General features: G+C 45.9%; 17 protein-coding genes. 8 read left to right on the top strand and 9 right to left on the bottom strand.

Translation table 11 applies throughout. The features are described 5' to 3' along the window. The first annotated feature begins 201 nt into the window (after positions 1-201). Positions 202-1155, top strand: a complete 954-nt coding sequence (folE2, locus tag F8R13_RS06510) for a GTP cyclohydrolase FolE2 (RefSeq protein WP_152832821.1) — start codon at positions 202-204, stop codon at positions 1153-1155. 156 nt (positions 1156-1311) lie between these two features. Next, on the top strand, positions 1312-2379 hold the full coding sequence (locus tag F8R13_RS06505; RefSeq protein WP_152832819.1) for a type I restriction endonuclease: 1068 nt from the start codon (positions 1312-1314) through the stop codon (positions 2377-2379). Between the two features lie 76 nt (positions 2380-2455). On the opposite strand, the gene F8R13_RS06500 is transcribed toward F8R13_RS06505, so the two are convergent. Next, entirely contained in the window at positions 2456-2923 is a 468-nt protein-coding gene (locus F8R13_RS06500) for an Lrp/AsnC family transcriptional regulator (RefSeq protein ID WP_152833261.1), read from the bottom strand. A 388-nt stretch (positions 2924-3311) separates the two neighbouring features. On the opposite strand from F8R13_RS06500, the gene F8R13_RS06495 reads away from it, so the two are divergent. Then, the gene (locus tag F8R13_RS06495; RefSeq protein ID WP_253806380.1) at positions 3312-4940 is read left to right on the top strand and encodes a 2-isopropylmalate synthase; all 1629 of its coding nucleotides are present in this window, start codon (positions 3312-3314) and stop codon (positions 4938-4940) included. Between the two features lie 100 nt (positions 4941-5040). On the opposite strand, the gene F8R13_RS06490 is transcribed toward F8R13_RS06495, so the two are convergent. Then, positions 5041-6141 carry an MBL fold metallo-hydrolase gene (locus tag F8R13_RS06490; protein ID WP_152832817.1) on the bottom strand — a complete coding sequence of 367 codons (1101 nt, stop codon included), beginning with the start codon at positions 6139-6141 and terminating at the stop codon, positions 5041-5043. A gap of 139 nt (positions 6142-6280) precedes the next feature. After that, a complete protein-coding gene (locus F8R13_RS06485; protein WP_152832815.1) occupies positions 6281-7381 on the bottom strand; it encodes an AI-2E family transporter in 1101 nt (366 codons plus the stop codon). 44 nt (positions 7382-7425) lie between these two features. Here F8R13_RS06485 and ppnN point away from each other — a divergent pair, with 44 nt between their 5' ends. Together ppnN and F8R13_RS06475 are read left to right on the top strand one after the other, a co-directional pair. Then, positions 7426-8811: a nucleotide 5'-monophosphate nucleosidase PpnN gene (gene ppnN, locus F8R13_RS06480; RefSeq protein WP_152832813.1), complete on the top strand. Its 1386-nt coding sequence runs from the start codon at positions 7426-7428 to the stop codon at positions 8809-8811. A gap of 78 nt (positions 8812-8889) precedes the next feature. After that, positions 8890-10122, top strand: a complete 1233-nt coding sequence (locus tag F8R13_RS06475; protein ID WP_152832811.1) for a DEAD/DEAH box helicase — start codon at positions 8890-8892, stop codon at positions 10120-10122. A 186-nt stretch (positions 10123-10308) separates the two neighbouring features. Here the strand turns inward: F8R13_RS06475 and F8R13_RS06470 are convergent, their stop codons facing one another. The 6 genes from F8R13_RS06470 to F8R13_RS06445 form a co-directional block, all read right to left on the bottom strand. Beyond that, on the bottom strand, positions 10309-10584 hold the full coding sequence (locus F8R13_RS06470; RefSeq protein ID WP_152832809.1) for a DUF3817 domain-containing protein: 276 nt from the start codon (positions 10582-10584) through the stop codon (positions 10309-10311). Between the two features lie 447 nt (positions 10585-11031). Then, a complete protein-coding gene (locus F8R13_RS06465; protein ID WP_152832808.1) occupies positions 11032-11502 on the bottom strand; it encodes a lysozyme inhibitor LprI family protein in 471 nt (156 codons plus the stop codon). A gap of 39 nt (positions 11503-11541) precedes the next feature. Further along, a complete protein-coding gene (locus F8R13_RS06460; protein ID WP_152832806.1) occupies positions 11542-12339 on the bottom strand; it encodes an EI24 domain-containing protein in 798 nt (265 codons plus the stop codon). A gap of 83 nt (positions 12340-12422) precedes the next feature. Beyond that, positions 12423-13793, bottom strand: coding sequence for an NAD-dependent succinate-semialdehyde dehydrogenase (locus tag F8R13_RS06455; RefSeq protein WP_152832804.1), 1371 nt, complete (start codon positions 13791-13793; stop codon positions 12423-12425). A 73-nt stretch (positions 13794-13866) separates the two neighbouring features. Further along, positions 13867-15066 carry an EAL and HDOD domain-containing protein gene (locus F8R13_RS06450; protein WP_152832802.1) on the bottom strand — a complete coding sequence of 400 codons (1200 nt, stop codon included), beginning with the start codon at positions 15064-15066 and terminating at the stop codon, positions 13867-13869. Positions 15067-15282: 216 nt separating this feature from the next. Further along, positions 15283-16614, bottom strand: coding sequence for a dihydroorotase (locus F8R13_RS06445; RefSeq protein ID WP_152832800.1), 1332 nt, complete (start codon positions 16612-16614; stop codon positions 15283-15285). 193 nt (positions 16615-16807) lie between these two features. Between F8R13_RS06445 and yidD the strand changes: the two genes are divergently transcribed. From yidD to ppx, 3 genes are all read left to right on the top strand, one after another. After that, positions 16808-17110, top strand: a complete 303-nt coding sequence (gene yidD / locus F8R13_RS06440) for a membrane protein insertion efficiency factor YidD (RefSeq protein WP_152832798.1) — start codon at positions 16808-16810, stop codon at positions 17108-17110. A gap of 205 nt (positions 17111-17315) precedes the next feature. Beyond that, entirely contained in the window at positions 17316-19448 is a 2133-nt protein-coding gene (ppk1, locus tag F8R13_RS06435) for a polyphosphate kinase 1 (RefSeq protein WP_152832796.1), read from the top strand. A gap of 113 nt (positions 19449-19561) precedes the next feature. Beyond that, a complete protein-coding gene (ppx, locus tag F8R13_RS06430; protein WP_152832794.1) occupies positions 19562-21130 on the top strand; it encodes an exopolyphosphatase in 1569 nt (522 codons plus the stop codon). Positions 21131-21147 lie beyond the last annotated feature (17 nt).

The following is a 21147-nucleotide window of genomic DNA, read 5'->3' as shown; positions in this document are numbered from 1 at the left end:
CCCGACCACTTTAGTCAGGAATTATTTTATTTTTAGTGATATAATGCACCGCTTGCTGTCAGCAAAATCGTTCAACTTCAACGACGAAGGCGATTCAAACTTAGTCCTACAAGGCCTTTGTGCTGACTTACTCACAACAAACTGTTTGAAAAAACACAGACCTCACTCAAATCAGGTCTCATAAAAGCCGAAGGAAATTGCATGACGAAGAACATGCCCGATATCGCTTGTCAGCCATATGAAAACCCTCAAGGAAAACTAAACTGGGTCGGAATGTCCGGCATTGAACTGCCGATTCTGGTCGAAAACGAGCAACGCACACCAACCCAACTTTCCTCACAAGTCCAAGCCTATGTCAGTCTTGACGATCCACTTAGCAAAGGCATTCACATGTCTCGCCTATATGTACTGTTGGATCAAAAAGGAGCCGAAGCGCCGTTATCCGCGCAACATGTCAAAGGTTTATTGCAAGCCTTTATCGACTCCCACGAAGGACTGAGCAACCACGCTTTTGTCGAATTCCGTTTCGACTACTATGAAAGACGTCGTTCATTGAAATCCGACAATTCAGGCTGGAAACATTATCCAACCACTTTGCGCGGTGAACTGAAAGATGGAAACTTTGAATGCGAAGTCAGCATCAGCGTACCCTACTCCTCCACTTGCCCCTGTTCGGCAGCCTTGTCTCGCCAACTGATTCAAGAAGCGTTTGAGCAAAAATTCTCCGGTGATCAAGTCGATTACCAAGAAGTGCTTGCTTGGCTGGGTACACCGGAAGGCATCTGCGCCACGCCGCACAGCCAGCGCTCTTATGCTCAGGTTAAGGTCAAGATTGCTGAAGATGCGCCTTTGTCGATTTCCGCATTAATCAACCAGATTGAAGATGCGGTGCAAACACCGGTGCAATCAACGGTAAAACGTGAAGACGAACAAGAATTCGCGCGTTTGAACGCCAGTAACCTGATGTTCTGTGAAGACGCGGCACGCCGCTTGCAGAACAAGTTCAGCCAACAAACCGAATACTTGGACTTCTGGATTCGCGTCAACCACTTAGAAAGCTTGCATCCGCACGATGCGGTGGCGATTGTCACCAAAGGCATTCCGGGCGGTTATGACGATGAGCCTAACTTTATGGATAGACTTTCGGTTAATTAGTGAAGATTTTTTTAATGTAATTTTTGTTCCATCTGATAAAACCCGCGTAAGCGGGTTTTTTTATAATTAAATTAATTTATATCTGCTAGACAAAAATAGAATCTTTAAAATCAACATGATATTATCAAAGCTCCACTAAAATACGGAGTTTTACCAATGGATTTAATCGATAGAATATTAGAAATTACCAAACGAATTGATGCGATTGGCTCTACACTTCAAACCGAAGAAGCGACCAAGAACGCACTGATAATGCCGTTCATACAGGCTTTAGGATATGACGTATTTAATCCCCTCGAGGTTGTGCCAGAATTTACTACAGACCACGGTGTTAAAAAGGGTGAAAAAGTTGACTATGCCGTAAAAAAGGATGATGACATTATCATGCTTTTTGAGTGCAAAAAGTTCGGCGCCAAACTATCTCCTGACCATGCAAGTCAGCTATATCGTTATTTCTCTGTCTCCGATGCAAGATTTGGTGTATTAACTAACGGTCAAGAATATATGTTCTTTACAGACCTAGAAAAAGCCAATCAAATGGACTCCAAACCTTTCTTTTCTTTTGACATATGTAAATTTGAAAAACATGAAGTTGAAGAGCTGAAAAAATTCTCAAAATCTGCATTTGACCTTGAAAACATCCTAAATACCGCCAGCGACCTTAAATATACAAATGAAGTCAAAAAAATCCTCAATGCAGAACTAGAAAATCCTTCGGATGAATTCGTAAGATTCTTTGCCTCACAAGTTTACTCGGGAAGACTGACACAATCAGTCATGGAGCAATTCAAGGAGTTAGTTAAAAAAGCTAGAAAACAATTTATTAGTGAAAAAATCAATGAGCGACTTGAAAATGCTCTATCCCATCCCGAGTCGCAAGATAAAGATGATTTAGAAACAAACGACACAAACTCCAGCAATATTAATTCTGAAGATGGAGTTGTGACCACGGAAGAAGAAATCGAAGCCTATAACATTGTCAAGGCAATTGCCCGAACAGCTGTACCTGCAAATCGCATTTATATGAGAGACACTAAGTCGTATTGTGGCGTACTTTTAGATGACAAAAATAGAAAACCAATTTGCAGATTCCACTTTAACGGTAAACAAAAATATCTAGGGTTAATGAAAAACAAGGTTGAGACAAAAATTGCTATTGATTCTTTAGATGATATTTTTCAGTACAGTAGCAAAATTACTGAAACGATATCTGAGTATGACTAATCATACAAATTGCCACCACATATTTTTTTTCTAAATACCATGGTGGCAATTCAACTCGCCAGCAACTTAAAGATTCTTAACCTATCGGCAATGCGGTTTTATCCACCACTTTTCTCAATACAAAACTGGTATGCACGCCGCTCACCCCATCGATTTGCGTGAGGTGATTGAGCAACAAATCTTGGTAAGCATCCATATCTTTCACCACCACTTTTAACTGATAGTCGGCAGACTGCCCGGTCAATAATAAGCACTCCAATACATTGGGAATCGCCTGCACGGCACTTTCAAATCCCTGAAACCGTTCTTTGGTGTGTTTATCGACAGAAATGTGTACCAGCGCCATTAAATCCAAACCGAGTTTCTTGGCATCCAATAAAGCACGATACCCCACAATCAATCCACTGGTTTCCAGCGCCTTGAACCGACGCAAACAAGCCGAGGGCGACAAACCTATCTGGTCCGCCAACTCCTGATTGCTCAATCTGCCATTTTCCTGCAATGCCGACAAAATGGCTTTATCAAACTTATCCAACTGCAACATAAAACTGTCCTTCATCCCGAAACCAAACAATAGTATTTAATCATTAGTTCTCTAAAAACAATTTAATTTCAAAAAAATACTTTAAATTAGAATTTAATGCTAAATATAAGCGATTTAATCGTATCTTTGCAATTTAATCCGACAGACAAGTTGCTAGAATTTATTTCAGAGAGATTTGCACGAGTGGGACGCGTAAGAAAAATGAGGAAAAATTTGTCTGGTTGAGGCGGGAAACGCAGCTAATAGCTAGCTATTAGCAAGTTTTCAAACAAAAATCAGGCGGATTTTAACCATTTTTATACGTGAACCCATCTCGTGTAAAGCGCTCTTTAAGCGTAAAGATCACTCTGCGAACTCTAATTAACCTTACTGAAAAACGAGAAAATAAATGAACACAATGAACTTCCATAAGTATCGCCCAACGGTGACTCCCGATTTACCCAATCGTCAGTGGCCGAACCGTCGTCTTACCAAGGCGCCGATTTGGGTGAGCGTCGATCTAAGAGATGGCAACCAGGCTTTGGCGAAGCCCATGACCGTGGAGCAGAAGCTTAAACTTTGGGATAAATTGGTTTCTATCGGTTTCAAGACCATTGAAATCGGTTTTCCGTCAGCCAGTCAATTAGAGTTCGATTTCACCCGCCGCTTGATTGAAGAAAACCGCATTCCGGACGATGTGACGGTGCAGGTTTTGGTGCAGGCGCGCGAACATTTAATCGAACGTACTTATGAAGCACTTGCTGGTGTCAAGCAGGCGGTGATTCATGTTTACAACACCACGTCCCGTGTGCAACGTGACAAGGTTTTCTGTAAAACCAAAGACGAAATCAAACAGATTGCTGTCGATGGCGCCACTTGGGTTCAGGACTATGCCAAGCGTTATCCTGAAACCAACTGGGTTTTCCAATACTCGCCGGAAAGCTTCTCGCAAACCGAAACCGACTTTGCGGTAGAAGTTTGCCAAGCGGTGATGGACGTCTGGCAACCCACCCCACAGAACAAGTGCATTTTGAACTTGCCTTCAACCGTGGAAAGCACCTCTCCTAACCGCTTTGCCGACCAGATCGAGTATTTCATCACCCACATGCAAAACCGGGAGTCCGCGATTATTTCCGTACATACTCATAACGATAGAGGTTGTGCGGTTGCCGCTGCGGAGCTGGCAATCTTGGCAGGGGCAGATCGCGTAGAAGGCACCCTATTGGGTAATGGTGAGCGCACCGGAAACATGGATGTCGTCACCTTGGCAATGAACTTTTACAGTGAAGGCATCGACCCTGAGTTGAACTTCAGCAACCCGGACGATTGGATTGAAGTGGTAGAAGAAGTCACGCAAATCCAAACGCACATTCGCCACCCTTGGGTGGGGCAAGCGGTTTACACCGCTTACTCGGGCAGCCATCAGGATGCCATCCGCAAATGTTTAGCGGTACAAAACGATGACAAACCTTGGGATGTGGCTTACTTGCCGATTGACCCGAAAGACATCCAGCGCGACTATGAAGCGATTATCCGCGTCAACAGTCAGTCCGGTAAAGCGGGTGCGGCATTTGTACTGGAGCAGGAGTATGGTTTGAACCTGCCAAAGTGGGTTCAGCAGGATTTTGCCCCTGTCGCTCAAAACTGTGCGGAGTCTACCGATGGCGTTGTCAGCCATAAGGTATTGTTTGACGCCTTTATCGAGCATTATCGCTTGGACGACAGTCATAGCCAGTTCAACCACTACAAGTTGGATAAACAGGATGGCAAGGAACACCTTAGCCTGGAAGTCAACGGCGAAACCTGGCAAGGCGTAGGCAACGGAACTTTGAGTGCGCTTTGTAACGCTTGGCAGAACAAAACCCAAAATGAAATCGATGTCTTGGATTACGCGGAACACGCCATGCACCAAGGCAAAGAAGCCAAGGCGATAGCCTATATTCATGTACAGGTCGGCGGACAAAAACGCATTGGTGTCGCCATGATGGAAGACAGTCTGTCAGCAATGATGCAAGCGTTGATTTCCGCTGTGCAATAAAATCTGCCAGGTTGGGGTAGAAAACTATCCTCAATACAAACAAAAAAGGGCGCAAATAGCGCCCTTTTTAATGCCCGGATGATCCGATTAGAAATCACGTCTAGAAATCACCACCAGTGATTTCCTGATAGATGCGTCTGGCATTGTTTTTCGCCGCTTGATCAAACACCGGGCGGTCTTTGTACATAGACTGGTCAATGGCTTCAGCATCTTGCTGATTGCCGCCGTTGTCCACCACCTTCTGTACCTGCTTCTGCACATAACGGAAGTAGTCGTAGGTTTGACGTTTGATCGTCGCCATATCCGCTGGCGTACCATGCCCCGGAATCACCGTCACATCATGAGGGATTTGGTTCATCATGTTCTCAAATGACTTCGTCCACTCAAAACTGTTGGTATAGTTGAACATCACCGGCATACGTTCGTTAAACCCTAAGTCACCGGTAAACAACAGCTTGCGGCTTGGAATATAGACACTCGTCGACGCAGGCGTATGACCCGGCCCGAAATCCATCAGGATAAACTTCTCGCCACCGCCGACATCCACCGCCAGCTTGTTTTCAAAAGTAGTGAACTTATCGGCGACATTGCGGGCAGATTGCGTCAACTCTTCGCCCACTCTACGACCCCATTCCGCTTTGATACTTGGGAAGGCTTCATCAAACTGTTTGTTTGCCAACGCACTTGAGTAAAGATGACGCACACCGACATCCCACCAATAACTCGCCCCCAAGTAGGCATGACCCTGGTTGTTTTCCACCGCCAACCATTTCACAGGTTTGTCGGTGATACGTTTGATTTGCTGATGCACACTATAGGCAATGGCAGGGTTCGCACCGGCATTGAAAACGAATACGCCATCTTTGAAGATCACGAAAGAAATGTTGTTGTTCAAACCGAAATTAGAAGGGTTGTGCCAAATCTGGCTACCGACAATGGTGTAAACCCCTTCTTTGACTTTAATCGCTTTAGGCAGAGGCAGCTCTTTACCGATATAGCCGGCTTTTGCTTCGGTGGTGGCGATGTCACGAAGATAGGCATCCGCCGCTTGAGATTGGTCTTGGGATTTTTGCGTTTTCAGTTCTTGAGACCAAGCTTTGAAACCATCCACATAAGGATCACCCTTTTCCGCATAACTGCGCTCAGTTACCCCTAGCAATGCCACAAAAACTACCGGTAAATATAAACTTCGTCGTTTCATAACCATCCTCCCAAACAGTTTTCCAATTTTTGATATACAGCTTTCTAAGAAGCTTTTTCTAACGCACTTTGAATAAGTCTCAAAACCATTATCCTCTTTTCAATCAAAAGAGCAACGCGGTGCCGTGAGTTCTTTTGGGTTACGTTCTATCCAACAAATCGGAATGTTTCAATGCGTAAACATCGAAGATAGTGATCGCCAAAGCAGCGATAACCGGACCGAAAAACAACCCGATAATCCCAAAGTGAATCAGCCCGGCAAATGTCGACAAGATAGTCATCATCGTATGATTGGCGACCTCTAAGCCTTCGCCACTGGCATGGAGCGTCATGGAAATACGGCGGATCAAAATCGGACGTAAAACGTTATCTATCAAAAAGCCATTGATAACTGCACCGATAAATACTACCGCACCAGCCTCGACATACTGACCTTGAAACACCAGGAACGATGCCACCGGAATCCAGATCAGCGCCGAACCGACTACGGGAATAAAGGAGGTAACGGCGATTGCCATCCCCAAAAAGAGCCCCGGCAGGCCGAGCAACCATGCCACCGTCGCAAAGGTCACGCCTTGCACCAGCGCCACACCCAGCACCGACAACAACAAGATGGTCGATAGATTGGAAAAGCGCGACATAATCATCATGTCATAGTGGTTTTCCAGCGGAGAGAGCACTTTTAGGTGTTGTGCAATTTTGTGCCCGTCGCGATAAAAGAAGAACATGGCGAAGACCGCCAACAAAACAAATGTCAAAAACGACGTCGTGCTCCCGAACACCCCTCTCACCAAAAAAACAATGGTTTCCTGAGCGAACTTGATGATCTTGCCGGCATTATCGTGAAGTTGCTGAATCAACTGCGCTTGAGTATCTTCGGGAATGGGAATGATATTCACCAGATTTCTGTTCATCTCGGCAAAGGTTTGCGGCGTCTGCATCGACAACCAATGCTGCGCTTCACCATAAACCTGACCGACCTGCAAACCAACTTCCAACAGAAGATAAGTCACCGGCGCAATGACCGTCAGAAAAACCCCCACACTCATCAACGCGGATGCTGTCGTTTCGGAATTGACCTTTAGTAATAGTTTTTGATAGATTGCATAGGTCGCTGTTGCTAAAATCATTGCGAAGAACAGCGCTTCCAGAAATGGAGAGAAGAGCCACAACAATCCAACGATGGCGACTATGAGAAGAATGAATAAAAAGCTTTCCGCCAAACTTTGTTGTGAGCGCATGTTACCTTAACTCTAGCCTTAACAAGAAGAGCCATTAATCTATCATGAATAACGCCATCAAAAAAGTCTTAATTCGCCCTGTTGAAAACATGCAAATCCTCTCTTACCAAGAGGCGCACCAGCTTTGTGACGAAAACGATCACGGCCTGAACGAACTCCTCAGACGTTGTGCGCTTGCCGTACTCAACACCGGAGCGAAGGAAGATAACGGGCTGGTTCTACTAGAAGCACACCCGGATTTCCGCGTGAACGTCAATGTCAAAGGGCGCGGGATTCAACTCGAAATCGAAAATGCGCCTGAGAATGCATTTGTTGATGGCGAAATGATTATCGGTTTACAAGAGCATCTGTCAGCAGTGATTCGCGACCTGCTCTACGCCAAAAACGAAATCATCGACAACCCTGAATTTGACTTGGAAAGCTCCTTTGGGATTACCAATGCCATTTTTCATCTGGCGCGTAACGCCAACTTGATGTGCATTGACCGTGATCCGAATATCGTTGTCTGCTGGGGCGGGCATTCCATCAGTCTCGAAGAGTACAAGTACACCAAACACGTCGGTTATGAGTTGGGGTTAAGACGCTTCGACATCTGCACCGGCTGTGGTCCAGGCGCGATGAAAGGCCCAATGAAAGGCGCAGTGTTAGGGCACGGCAAGCAACGCCACAAAGGCGCACGTTTTATTGGCTTAACCGAACCGGGCATTATCGCCGCAGAAGCGCCGAATGCCATCGTGACGGAACTGGCTATCTTACCGGACATCGAAAAACGTCTGGAAGCCTTTATGCGCTTGGGACATGGCATTATTATTTTCCCAGGTGGCGCGGGCACCATGGAAGAAATTCTGTATCTCCTCAGCGTGTTGCTGCATCCTCAAAACATGGATGTGCCGATTCCGGTTATTCTCACTTCATCGGGTAACCATAAAGGCTACTTTGAAGCGGTGTTAGAGTTCATTGAAAACGCTTTGGGCGAAGAAGCACGACAAAAGCTGACCTTTATCCACGATAATCCATCACGCGTAGCGCAACTCATCAAAAAAGGCATTCAAGATGTGCGCTTCCACCGCAAAGAAACCAGTGACGCCTACTTCTACAACTGGAACCTTTATATTCCGTTTGAACTGCAAAAACCGTTTAAGCCGACACATGAAGGCATTGCCAAATTGAAGCTGCACAGAAACCAACCTGCGCACGAGCTGGCTGCCGAGTTACGTCAGGTATTTTCCGCTATCGTCGCCGGTAATGTGAAATCGGATGGTATCAAACAGATTGAAGAGAAAGGGCCTTTCCAGATTCATGGTGATCCGGAAATCATGACCCGCATCGACAACTTACTGAAAACTTTTGTCGCCCAACGCCGCATGAAATTGGGAACGGAAAATTATGTGCCCTGCTATAATATCATCACCGACGGCAAGGGGCAGTAAGCGCCCTTTTGCAGCGCCTTTACCCGGCGCTGCCTGTCATGACTCTCTGACAACCTAAATTGATAAAAGAATTCCCCGATGACATTTGAAGAACTTGAACTAGACCCAGTTTTACTGGCTGCGATTGAAGAGCAGCATTTCCACAAGCCTACGCCGGTTCAAGCTGAAGTCATCCCCGAATTCATTTTGCGTAAAGATATTCTAGCGGGCGCTGCCACTGGTACAGGCAAAACCGCCGCTTTCGTTTTACCGATGTTGCAGGTTTTACTGGATGAGCCACGCCCGTCCAAGTTGCCGAGAGCGTTGATTCTCGCGCCAACTCGCGAGCTGGCTTTTCAGATTCACAAAGTCGTCAAACAGCTTGGTACTCATTGTGAATTCCGCTCCAATATCGTCACCGGTGGTTTCGCTTCCGATAAACAGCTAGACAACCTAACCGGACCACTCGACATTCTGGTCGCCACGCCTGGTCGTCTGCTCAATATCATGTCAAAAGAATTCATTGATCTGTCGTATATCGACATGGTGATTATCGACGAAGCCGACCGTATGCTCGATATGGGGCAAGGCCCAGATGTTCTTGCGCTGTTGGAAGCGATTCCTACCGATTTCCAAGCTGCCTGTTTCTCGGCAACGCTAGGCGGCTCTGGCGTTGAACGTTTTGCTGAAGACATACTCGACGATCCCGTCATCGTACAAATCGACGCACCGAACCAGCAATCACAACAAGTACAGCAACAACTTTATTTTGCCGATGACCGCGACCATAAACGCGCACTATTGAAAAACATGCTTGAAGACGATAGCTGCAAAAGTGCGCTGGTTTTCTGCAACAAAAGAGATAGAGCCATTGAACTGGAAGCTTGGTTGTTGGAGCAAGACGTTTCCGCCGATGTGCTTCATGGCGATATGATTCAAGCCAAACGCTTGGAAATCACCAAGAAGTTCACACAAGGCAAAACCAAAGTCCTAGTGGCAACGGATGTTGCTGCCCGTGGTTTGGACATGCTCAACATCACTCATGTCATCAACTACGACCTACCGCATCGCGGCGATATTTATATTCACCGCATTGGTCGTACCGGTCGTGGACAAAACGTCGGGATTGCCATCAGTCTGGTGGAACCGCACGACCTGAAGCAAGTTGAACGCATTCAATACCACATGCAAGCCAAGATTCCTGTCCACAAAATCGAAGGACTTGAACCTAAATTCAATACCGGAAAAGCAAAGAAAACGGTCAAGAAACCGCATAAAAAGAAACTCGCCAAAAAAGCGGCAAAAGCCAAAAAGACCGCTAAGAAGAAATAACCCCAACCTGGTAGATTTTCAATAGCTGAAGCACTCGCGAAGGAGTAAGGCGAGAAACGAAGAACTCGCCGCCCGAAGGAGTAAGGCGAGAAACGAAGAACTCGCCGCCCGAAGGAGTAAGGCGAGAAACGAAGAACTCGCCGCCCGAAGGGTAAGGCGAAAAAATCTGCCAGGTAGTAATGACCGTTATTTCAATACTTTTGCTTTATAGATAAAAGTGCCGAATGGTAATAAAGAAGCCAGAAACCCTTTAAGTCCCTGCATTTCAGACAAAAGTCCTTTCAGAACGTAGCTTACCAGCACAAGGTTAAAGGCAATAAACAAACCGCCGTGTGCCCTACCTACCCAACTGACCGCTTCCGGTATGCCGAATTGATATTTCAGCGGCATGGCGATAAACAATAACAACAATAAAGATGTCCCTTCAAGCAAGGCCATGATTTTCAACCATTTATATTTCATACTTTTTCCACAATGAGCTAGATTGATTAACAATTAGTTTAATCTATATCCATATAAACAATTCTTAAGACACTATGAAAACGACTTTCATACCAATATAAAAATTGTCGGACATGGCATCTATCTCATTGAGTCATAATTCACACAAACCCCAACCTGGTAGATTTTCAACAACCAAAGGAGTCAGGCGAGAAACAAAGCACTCGCCGCCGCGAGAAAGTTTACTGGAGCCGCCCGAAGGGGTAAGGCGAGAAAATCTACCAGGTCGGGTGGTTGGGTATATTGATTGATAAAACTCTAAATCAGGGTGCGACGTTCTTCTGTTCTTGCGACGACACCTATTGTTCGTCCTGTAACTTTTCAAAGTTGCATGACTCAGAAAAACTACCCCAACGACCTGCAAGCCCTTTGAGGAGGCGTTTTACTAAGTCAAAAGCTTTCCGAGGATTAATGCATGCTAGCTCTCTTCGAGTAGTCTTTCATTAGCTGATTAAAGTTTTGAGGGTTGTTTTCGATCAAATCCAAATAAAAATAACTTTCGAGAGTTCTAACTTTTGCACAGGTCAAATTCATCATCACCCCCTTGTTAGTTACAGTCGCACATTGCCCGTCCCTCTTTCTTATCCATTTAAGCTGAACTTTCTTCAATGCACTCTTTTGCGCTGTTGAAAGACTTTTTTGCGCTTCAGAATACTTTTTATTAAGCGCGTCATCAAACATTGAGTACAACTTTCCTGAACAATAAACCTTGTCATATTTATTTCTAGGTGTTGAGCAATTTGGAAGATACTGCTGAGTGAGTTTTTTCTCAATTTTTTTGATCTTCTGCTGCAACATGAGATCCGCCATGTCGGCATTCACTGAAAAAGCCGCAAACATTAGCAACGGCGCGGCTAAAAAAAGCTTACGAACTTTCATTTTTCCTTCTCCCAATCTTAAAATTGCATCAAGCTTTACTTAAAACGAGTGGTCAGATTCAACATTCTTTTGCGCTTGTGTCGTCACCCATTGCTCGTCCTGTAACTTTTCAAAGTAGTAGTGACTCAGCAAAATCACCGCAAATACCGGTGCAAAGAAACTCATCACCGGAAACACACTGGTGGCGTAAAGCACCATCATCGGTGTGGTGGAAGGCCAATCCGTAATCGGCTTAACTCTGGCGAAAACGGCTTCCGGTAGAATCACCTGCCCGACATCCAACACGATGGCGTAGCGGAAAAACACAAAACCAATCAACCAGAACCAAATCACATTGATGAGCGGGATAAACAATATTGGAAAGGTCACCAGCAATAATAAAATCATCAATAACCCGAACTTGACGAGCTTCCAGATCATGCCAAGCGTTGAGCCATGCCCTTCATAAGTCAGATGACTGTAATGATTCTTGTGAACGGTTTTCACCAAAGAGTCGGTCATAAATCCGGTGATAATCATGGCAAACAGCAACACCAGATAGCTGCCTAAAATAATGCCAAGCAACCCGGCAATGACGGCAACTGACAAGCCAATAAACCAGAGAATCAATCCACCTATCACCGGAATGGCGCCAATGGTTTGCTCTGCATGGGCATGCCAGGTTTCAAAATCTTGAACCATAGGACTTTGAGTCACGAAATCACTGGTGAGAAAAATACCGAACAAACCATAACCCAGTAATGACACTAGAACCAGCCCAATGAAAAACGGCATGAACAACCGAATGAGAATGGCAGGGTTCTTTAGATCTATCAACGTTTTAAACAATAAGGACATGCGTGAATACCTTTAAAGGTAGGTGGAACAGAATTGAAGTGGAATCATCATAAAATCAGACCCCACTGATGAACCCATGCGGACTACTTAATCCAGATGGTTTTGATATTAGTAAACTCGCGAATGCCATGCTCGGAAAGCTCACGCCCGTAGCCGGAGTTTTTCACACCACCGAACGGCAATCTAGGGTCGGAGAAGGTAATACTGTTAATGTAAGTCGCACCTGACTCCATGCCTCTTGCCATGGTTTCCGCGGTTGCAATATCGTTAGACCAGATGGAACCTCCCAGACCAAAGTCCGTCGCATTCGCCAAGCCTAAAGCATGAGCAGGTTCGGTTGCTTTCAATACAATCGCAACCGGTCCGAAGAACTCTTCACTGAATGCCGGCATATTACTGGAGATATTGGTCAGAATGGTTGGCGCATAGTAGCTGCCAGGGCGATCTAATTGATAACCGCCGGTGACAATTTCCGCCCCCAGCTCAACCGATGCCGTGACTTGACCATGCAACTCATCCAACAAATCCTGACGCGCCATCGGCGCCAAGGTAGTTTCCTTATCCATGGGGTCGCCGGCAATAAATTTGTCTTCTACCGCCGTCTTGAATGCTTCGATAAAATCATCGTAAATCATGGAGTCGACAATGAACCGTTTAGAGGCGATACAGCTTTGTCCCATATTGAGGAAACGCCCTTTCACCGCACCTTCGACTGCCGTTTTGATATGGGCATCATCCATGACGATGAATGCATCCGAACCGCCCAACTCCAACACGGTTTTCTTCAGCTCTTCTCCGGCAACAGCCGCCACTTTACGCCCGGCAGGTTCACTCCCGGTCAAGCTAACCGCTTGCACCGCAGGATGACGAATGACTGACTCGACCTTGTCTGCACCAATCATCAAGGTGGTAAACACACCGTCTGGATAACCGGCTTTACGGAAAACTTCTTGAATTGCCAATGCGCATTGAGGCACATTTGAAGCATGCTTCAGCAATGCCATATTACCAACCGTAACGGCTGGCACGGCAAAACGGAACACTTGCCAGAAAGGATAGTTCCAAGGCATAACACCCAACACCACACCCAGCGGCAAATAGGCAACATAACTTTTCGATGCGCCGGATTCGATAATTTCATCCGCCAACTGCGCCGGCGCGTGCTCGGCATAGTAGTCACAGAGCATGGCGCATTTTTCGACTTCGGCTTGCGCTTCGCTATAAAGCTTGCCCATTTCCAACGTAATGAGCTCGGCAAGAATGTCTTGGTCGTCACGTAACACGTCTGCCATGCGTTTAAGCAACAGGCAACGTTCTTCTAGTGTGGTGAGTTTCGCCCAATCGGCAAAGCCGTATCCTACTTGTGTTACCACATCATCCAATGTGGCTTGATCCCAGGTATCGAACTCGGCAATCTCTTCGCCCGTCGCTGGGTTAATTGATTTCATAGCCATAAGTCACATCCTTTTGTCAGCGGTTTTTTAGGTATGCGCCGTATCCCAACCTTGGTAAGCGACGCACTTGAAATTAATGGGCAATTGCTTGTTGTGCCCAAGCGGAAGAGTTCAGGTAGATATTACCGATTTCGGTAATACCTAAGTTTTCATAATTTAAGTCAGCGTATTTGTCACTGGTGCATTCTAAGTTGTGGAGCACTTCCAACGCCTTACCCATCAACCCTCGTTTATCAACCAATGCCAATTTGATACTCTCCGTCAAAGGCATTTCGTCGACAACACGTTGAATCGGTGTACGGAAGAACGCCCCCAATGATGAAAACAACCCAACCAAGAAATAACTTTCTTTTTCGGAATTGTGTCCCGATTTTTCAGCCAATAGCTCGCAGAATCTGGCACGGATCAAAGAATTCACCAACAGCTCCTGAGGCGCATCTCCCATATCTGCCAGCAATAACATATTGACCCAAAATTTCAGGCGCTTCAACCCCATGTATTTCAACGCATCCGAAATGGATTCCACTCGGACAGGAATCATTGTCATTGGGTTATTAACAGCAATCAGCAACTTATGGCTTAGCGCCACATCTTGACTCAAAATCTCCGCCAACTGATGATAGTCGGTCAAAGGATCATTGATTTTCGCCATCAACTGCAACAGGTTTAGTTTATTACCGGTTAGTTTTTCACCATTGATAATCACCGGGTTGGTGAAAAAATGACCTTGAAAATAGTCGAATCCGAGGTTTTTCAAATAGCGGAACATTTCTTCTGTTTCAACTCTCTCAGCAATGACTTTAATGCCTTTTTCATGCAAGTCTTGAATCATCTGCTTGAGTTTGATTTCGGTATGGGCTTCATTATTGATTTTAACGAAGTCACTGATGCTTGCAAGCTTCAGGCTTGAGTCGTCATCCATGTAGTCATGAAGTGCAATTGATGATCCTGACAACTTTAGCTCTTTCAGTTTTTTCAGAACTTCAACATCACGAGTCACATCATTTGGAATTTCCAAAACGAGCGTCTCACCTTTGTCGAATACGGGAAGATGGTCGGAATTGATTAATTCCTTAGGGAGTGCCATCATGGCAGCATGCTTGCCGATAATGGTCTGAAAACCGATTTCCGTTTCGGTTTTTCTCAAAAGTTCTTCTGTGGCTGCAATGGTTTTTTGACTTGGGTTTAGCCCCATGTGAAACTGCAACTCATAGGCAAAAACATCCATATTTCTGTCTAAAATCGGTTGGCGTCCAATAAATACTTCAGACATAAATTTTCCTGTCATCTTTGATGTTGAGACTCTCGCCAAACCCAGCGGATTCAAGCGTGAGAATTGCGTGGTTATTTAGTCGAAACTTTACCGCTCCCACCCATGGAAAGCAAGCAAAGCCCCGTAAAAATACCCAAGTTTTTATCAGGAAAATAGTTTTTACCGAAAATCTGCTACTTGCTTAATCAAATATGCAGGTTTAAGCCCGACTCACCCTTAACGATTGAAGCGCAATCTTTGACCTGGTGTAAAGTCGGCAAACTCGCCTTGATAATACTTCAGTTCACCATTGACAATGGTGCCGATGACTGATGATTTGAACTCATGCCCTTCCCACGGCGACCAACCGCATTTATAAAGGACATCTTCACGTCTATCGACATGCGGTTTGTTCATATCAACCAACACTAAATCCGCCGCATACCCTTCACGGATAAAACCACGGTTGTCGATTTGATAACGAATGGCCACGTTGTGCGCGATTTTTTGTACCACCATCGGCAAATCAAACACCCCTTGATGCACCAAATCCAACAATGCCGACAACGACTGTTGAACTTGAGGCAAACCGGCTGGCGCATCAAAATAAGTGCTTTGCTTCTCATCCCAAGTATGCGGCGCATGGTCTGTGGCAATAATATCTATGCGCCCTTCACGAACCGCTTGGCGAATCGCATCACGATCAGAAGCTTTTTTCACCGCTGGGTTACACTTAATCAAGCTGCCTTTGGTTTCGTAATCTGCATCACTGAACCATAGGTGATGCACACAGGCTTCGGCAGTGATTTTCTTGCCTTCAACCGGGCCTGGCTCAAACAGCGCCATTTCTTCGGCGGTAGTCAGGTGCAACACGTGCAAATCGGCACCCGTCTTTTTCGCCAAATCGACAGCAAAAGAAGAAGACTTATAGCAAGCTTCACGACAACGGATATCCGGGTGGTAAATCATCGGCACGTCTTCACCGTATTTTTCACGATAAATCGCTTCTTGCTCCTTAATCATCGGTGTATCTTCGCAGTGCGTGGTGATCAATGTCGGGCTGTGTGTGAAGATATCGGTCAGCGCCTGTTCACGATCCACCAGCATATTTCCCGTAGAAGCCCCCATAAAGATTTTGACACCGCAAGAACCGGTCGGGTCCAACGCTTTCACTTCTTCGATATTATCGTTGGTGGCTCCTAGATAAAAAGAGTAGTTCAACCAAGACACCTCTGAAGCATGTTGATACTTGGCTTCCAGATGCTCAATAGTCGTCGTCGAAGGCTTCACGTTTGGCATATCCATGAAAGAGGTTGTCCCCCCTGCCAATGCCGCTTTGGATTCCGTTGCAATAGAGCCTTTATAAGTCACCCCTGGATCACGAAAATGCACTTGGTCATCAATAAACCCCGGCAGAAGGTGCATGCCTGCGGCATCAATCACCTGATCGGCTTCAACATCCAACTGAGAGCCAATTTTCTCGATAACGCCATTTGCTAACAGGACATCGGCTTCGAATATTTGACCTTCGTTTACGATTGTTGCCTGGGTGATTAAAATACGGCTCATCCTGTTCTCCTTTGTAGCATTATCTTTTGCATGTTTGCGGCCAGTTTTTTTTACAGTATATGGGCTTGGTATTCTACCGCTTTCTGTTGTGCTTTTCGATAACTCTTCACCGAGCAAACTGTACAGAAACCTATAAATATTCTATGATTGATAGAATGACTTCATTCAAACATTCGACATAGTTGATTTATCAATGGAAACCCTCAAACGGCTAATCAAGTGGCCTTTCATATTGCCAATAAAATTCTATCAATGGTTTATCAGTCCATTACTGGGCCCGAGATGCCGTTTTTACCCAAGCTGCTCTCATTACACGATTGAAGCCATTGAAAAACATGGTGTATTTTGTGGGCTATGGCTTGGGGTGAAACGCGTCAGTCGTTGCCATCCAGGCAATGAAGGCGGTATTGATCCGGTTCCAGAGAATGGCTGTCATTGTGGGCACAATCACGACCCAAAACACGAGCCGACAGACAAACCCACTAAACCCGAATAAATGTTGTCATACACCTGTCATTTTGGCAGGCTATGCTTCCTGCCAACTGCTACGATTTTTATTTAAAGCAACACCGACTGGCGCTAAAATAAGGAGATAATTTTCTCCCGTCAGCAATAGACAAAAACCTGTCCAAATTAAAGGATAGTGTCACGGTGAAACAAGGCGGATACACTCAATAGGCAAGTTCTAACAAGGAAATTTTATGCAAAGTGATGTTCAAGAAACAGCACCGGAATATACCCCATATATCAACCGAGAAAGAAGTCTTCTAGAATTCAATCGACGCGTTCTGGCACAAGCCAAAAACCCTGATATTCCGATTCTGGAACGCCTGAAATTTTTGTGTATCTCCAGCAGCAATATGGACGAATTCTTTGAAGTCCGCATGGCGAGTTTGTATGAGATTTCGACCGATGCCGCCGCACGCACTAAGCCAGATGGTCAAGTGCCATCTCAGGCCATTGCAACTCTGTCGGAAGTGGCAAAAGAAATCGTTTACGATCAATACAACACGTTGAACCACATCCTGATTCCTGAACTGGAAAAGGAGAACATTCGTTTCCTGCGTAGACGCCAATGGAACGAACAACAGAAAGAATGGGTTCGTGAGTACTTCTTAAGCTCAATGCAACCGGTATTGAGCCCAATGGGGTTGGATCCATCGCATCCATTCCCCCGCTTGCTAAACAAGAGTTTGAATTTCATCGTTTCACTGGAAGGAAAAGACGCCTTCGGTCGTACCAATGGTTTGGCGATCGTTCAGGTACCGCGCTCTTTGCCGCGTATTATCAAATTGCCACCGGAAGCGACAGATGGCGAGAATGACTTTGTTTTCCTATCTTCGATACTGCACTCCAACGTATCGAATTTATTTCCAGGCATGACGGTCACCGGGTGTCACCAGTTCCGCTTGACGCGTAACACCAACCTGTTTATTGATGAAGAAGAAATCGACGATATCATGAGCGCCTTGCAAGGCGAGCTGTATAGCCGTGATTATGGCGGAGCGATTCGCTTAGAGGTTTCTGACCAATGTCCGAAAAACATGTACCAGTTCCTGCTAGATCAGTTCAATATGTCTGAGGACCAACTCTATATGGTTGATGGTCCGGTTAACTTGATTCGTTTGAACTCGGTACCGGATTTAGCAAACCGCCCTGACCTATTGTTCGATCCATTTTCTCCAAGCATGGCGAAAACCAATCAGTCGAACAAGAAAGGCGGGTTCAAGCTATTTAATCGTAAAAAAGAATCCGAGTCGATGTTTGAACGCATCGCACGTAAAGACGTGTTACTCCATCATCCGTATGATTCTTTCGCGCCGGTTATCGACTTCCTGTATGAAGCGGCAAAGGACCCGAACGTTTTGGCGATTCGCATGACGCTATATCGTACCGGTGAGAAATCCGCCATCATCGATGCTTTGGAAAAAGCTGCTCGTGCCGGTAAAGAAGTCACCGCCGTTGTCGAGTTGCGTGCGCGCTTTGATGAAGATAACAACATCTTGCAGGCTAACCGCCTGCAAGATGCCGGTGTCAACGTGGTTTATGGCGTAGTCGGCTACAAAACCCACGCTAAAATGATTTATATCGTCCGCCGTGAAGACCACAAGTTACGCCAATACGTCCACTTGGGAACAGGGAACTATCATCACATCACTTCACGTTTCTACACGGACTTCGGCTTGTTTACCGCGAATCCAAGATTGTGTAACGATGTCGCGAAGATTTTCCAACAGTTGACCAGCTTGGGCGACACCAAGAATCTTGAAACCATCTTGCAATCACCATTCACGTTACACTCAGGCATGCTTGAGCGCATTGAACGTGAAGCGGAAAATGCTCGCCAAGGGTTGCCAGCTCGAATCATCGCCAAAATGAACGGCTTGGAAGAGAAAACCATTATCGATGCGCTTTACGATGCCTCAAATGCCGGTGTCAAAATCGACCTGATTGTCCGTGGTATCTGTAGTTTGAGACCGGGTGTTCCGAATATGTCGGAAAACATTACGGTAACGGGGATTGTCGGACGCTTCTTAGAGCATCACCGTATTTATTATTTTGAGAATACTCAAGGCTCTCCAGAACTTTACTGTTCGAGTGCCGACTGGATGCGACGCAATCTATTATCTCGTGTGGAAACCTGTTTTCCGATTCTGGACAAAGACAATTTCCAACAGGTTTATACCGAAGGTTTGGCGGTCTATCTGGAAGACAATGTCGGTGCTTGGATACTACAACCAGACGGCAGCTATCTCCATAAAGAAAGAACTGATGATGAAATCGCTTTCTCCGCACAACAATGGTTGATGGATAAATACATCGACAAAGACTAAGGCTCATGTAGCACTTCCGAAGCATTTCGGGAGTGCTTTCCTCAACACCTGCCATCAAAAAGTCGTAAAATAGCATTTTTACCCAGAAGCACCCTTATTTCATGCAAAATCTCATGCAAAGTCTCGTCGATTCCACGCTATCTTCACCAGATAAAGACGACACCTCAGACGCACAACTTTATGCTGCGATTGATCTAGGCTCCAACAGCTTTCACATGATTATCGCCAGAGATATTGACGGACAAATGCAAGTTGTCGACAAGCATAAGGAGATGGTCAGATTACGTGCTGGCTTGGATGAAAACGGCTATCTGGATGAAGTGTCTTTTGACGGCGCCATCTCTTGTTTGGAACGATTCGGGCAACTGCTGAAAGGCTTCCCGGAAGAGCATGTCCGTGCCGTTGGCACCAACACCTTGCGCAACGCCCGCAACAGTAAAGAATTCTTACGTCAAGCCAAAGAAGCGCTTGGGCATGAAATCCAAATCATCGCCGGGCAAGAAGAGGCGCGTTTAATTTATCTTGGCGTCAGCCACGGCTTGCCGAGTAGCGACGAGCAACGCCTTGTCATGGACATCGGCGGCGGCAGTACCGAGTACATCATTGGTGTCGGCTTTGAACAACGCCACCTCACCAGTACTGAAATGGGTTGTGTCAGCATCACTCAGCGTTATTTCAAAGGCGATGAAATCACCGAGCGCGATATGGTGAATGCCATCAACGCCTGCCGAATTATTTTGCGCCCACACCACATGAACTTGACAAGACTTGGCTGGAACACAGCTATCGGCGCCTCAGGTACCATCAAGGCGATTGGCGCGCTACTGCAAGAAAATGGCTGGTCCGATGATGACATCACACTAGAAGGCATGTTGAAACTCAAGTCTTATCTGGAAACACACGGTTCCATCTCCCAGGCGATTTATGCCGGATTGAAGGGCTTGAAAAACGAACGTGTACCGGTATTGGCCGGCGGATTGGCAATATTAATCGCCACCTTCCAAGAACTGAGCATCAACAAGATGCAGGTTTCCGCCAACGCACTACGTGAAGGCTTGATCTTCGACACCCTGGGGCGACTATATGAGGCCGATGTTCGTGAAACCAGTGTCGCCAACATGCAAAACTGGCTAAAAATCGATACCGCTCAAGCGCAACGCGTTGCTTATACCGCTTTGAGCTTTTTCCAGGAAGTACATGAGAAATGGAAACTGGACAAGGACAGCTACAATTATCCGAAGTTGTTGAAATGGGCCGCACAACTACATGAAGCCGGCATGGCAATCAGTTATAAACGCTACCGCCACCATTCGGCCTACTTGATTGAAAACTCGGAAATGGCGGGCTTCACACAACAAGAAAAATCGATGTTGGCGGCCATGATGCTGAACCACCGCGGTAAATTCTCCAGAGAACCTTTTGAGGCGTTGACCGCCCCGCACAATGAAAGCTTGGTTTACCTCACCGTACTACTGCGACTCGCTGTGCGAATTCACCGTGGTCGCGATATGGATGTTTCCAATATGGAAGCCTCCAAAATCCGCTTGCAGATTGAAAACGGAACGGATTTGAAACTGTTTTTTGAAGCTGGCTGGTTAGCCGAACACCCTTTGACTCGGCTGGATTTGGAAATAGAAGCCGAGCGCCTGAAGGCGATGAACTTCAATTTAACCTTCGAGTAATCGAGTCTTGATTTAAA

The organism is Hydrogenovibrio sp. JE_KL2 (assembly GCF_009296185.1).
Classification (GTDB): Bacteria; Pseudomonadota; Gammaproteobacteria; order Thiomicrospirales; family Thiomicrospiraceae; genus Hydrogenovibrio.
This window is presented reverse-complemented; position numbering and strand designations above follow the sequence as displayed.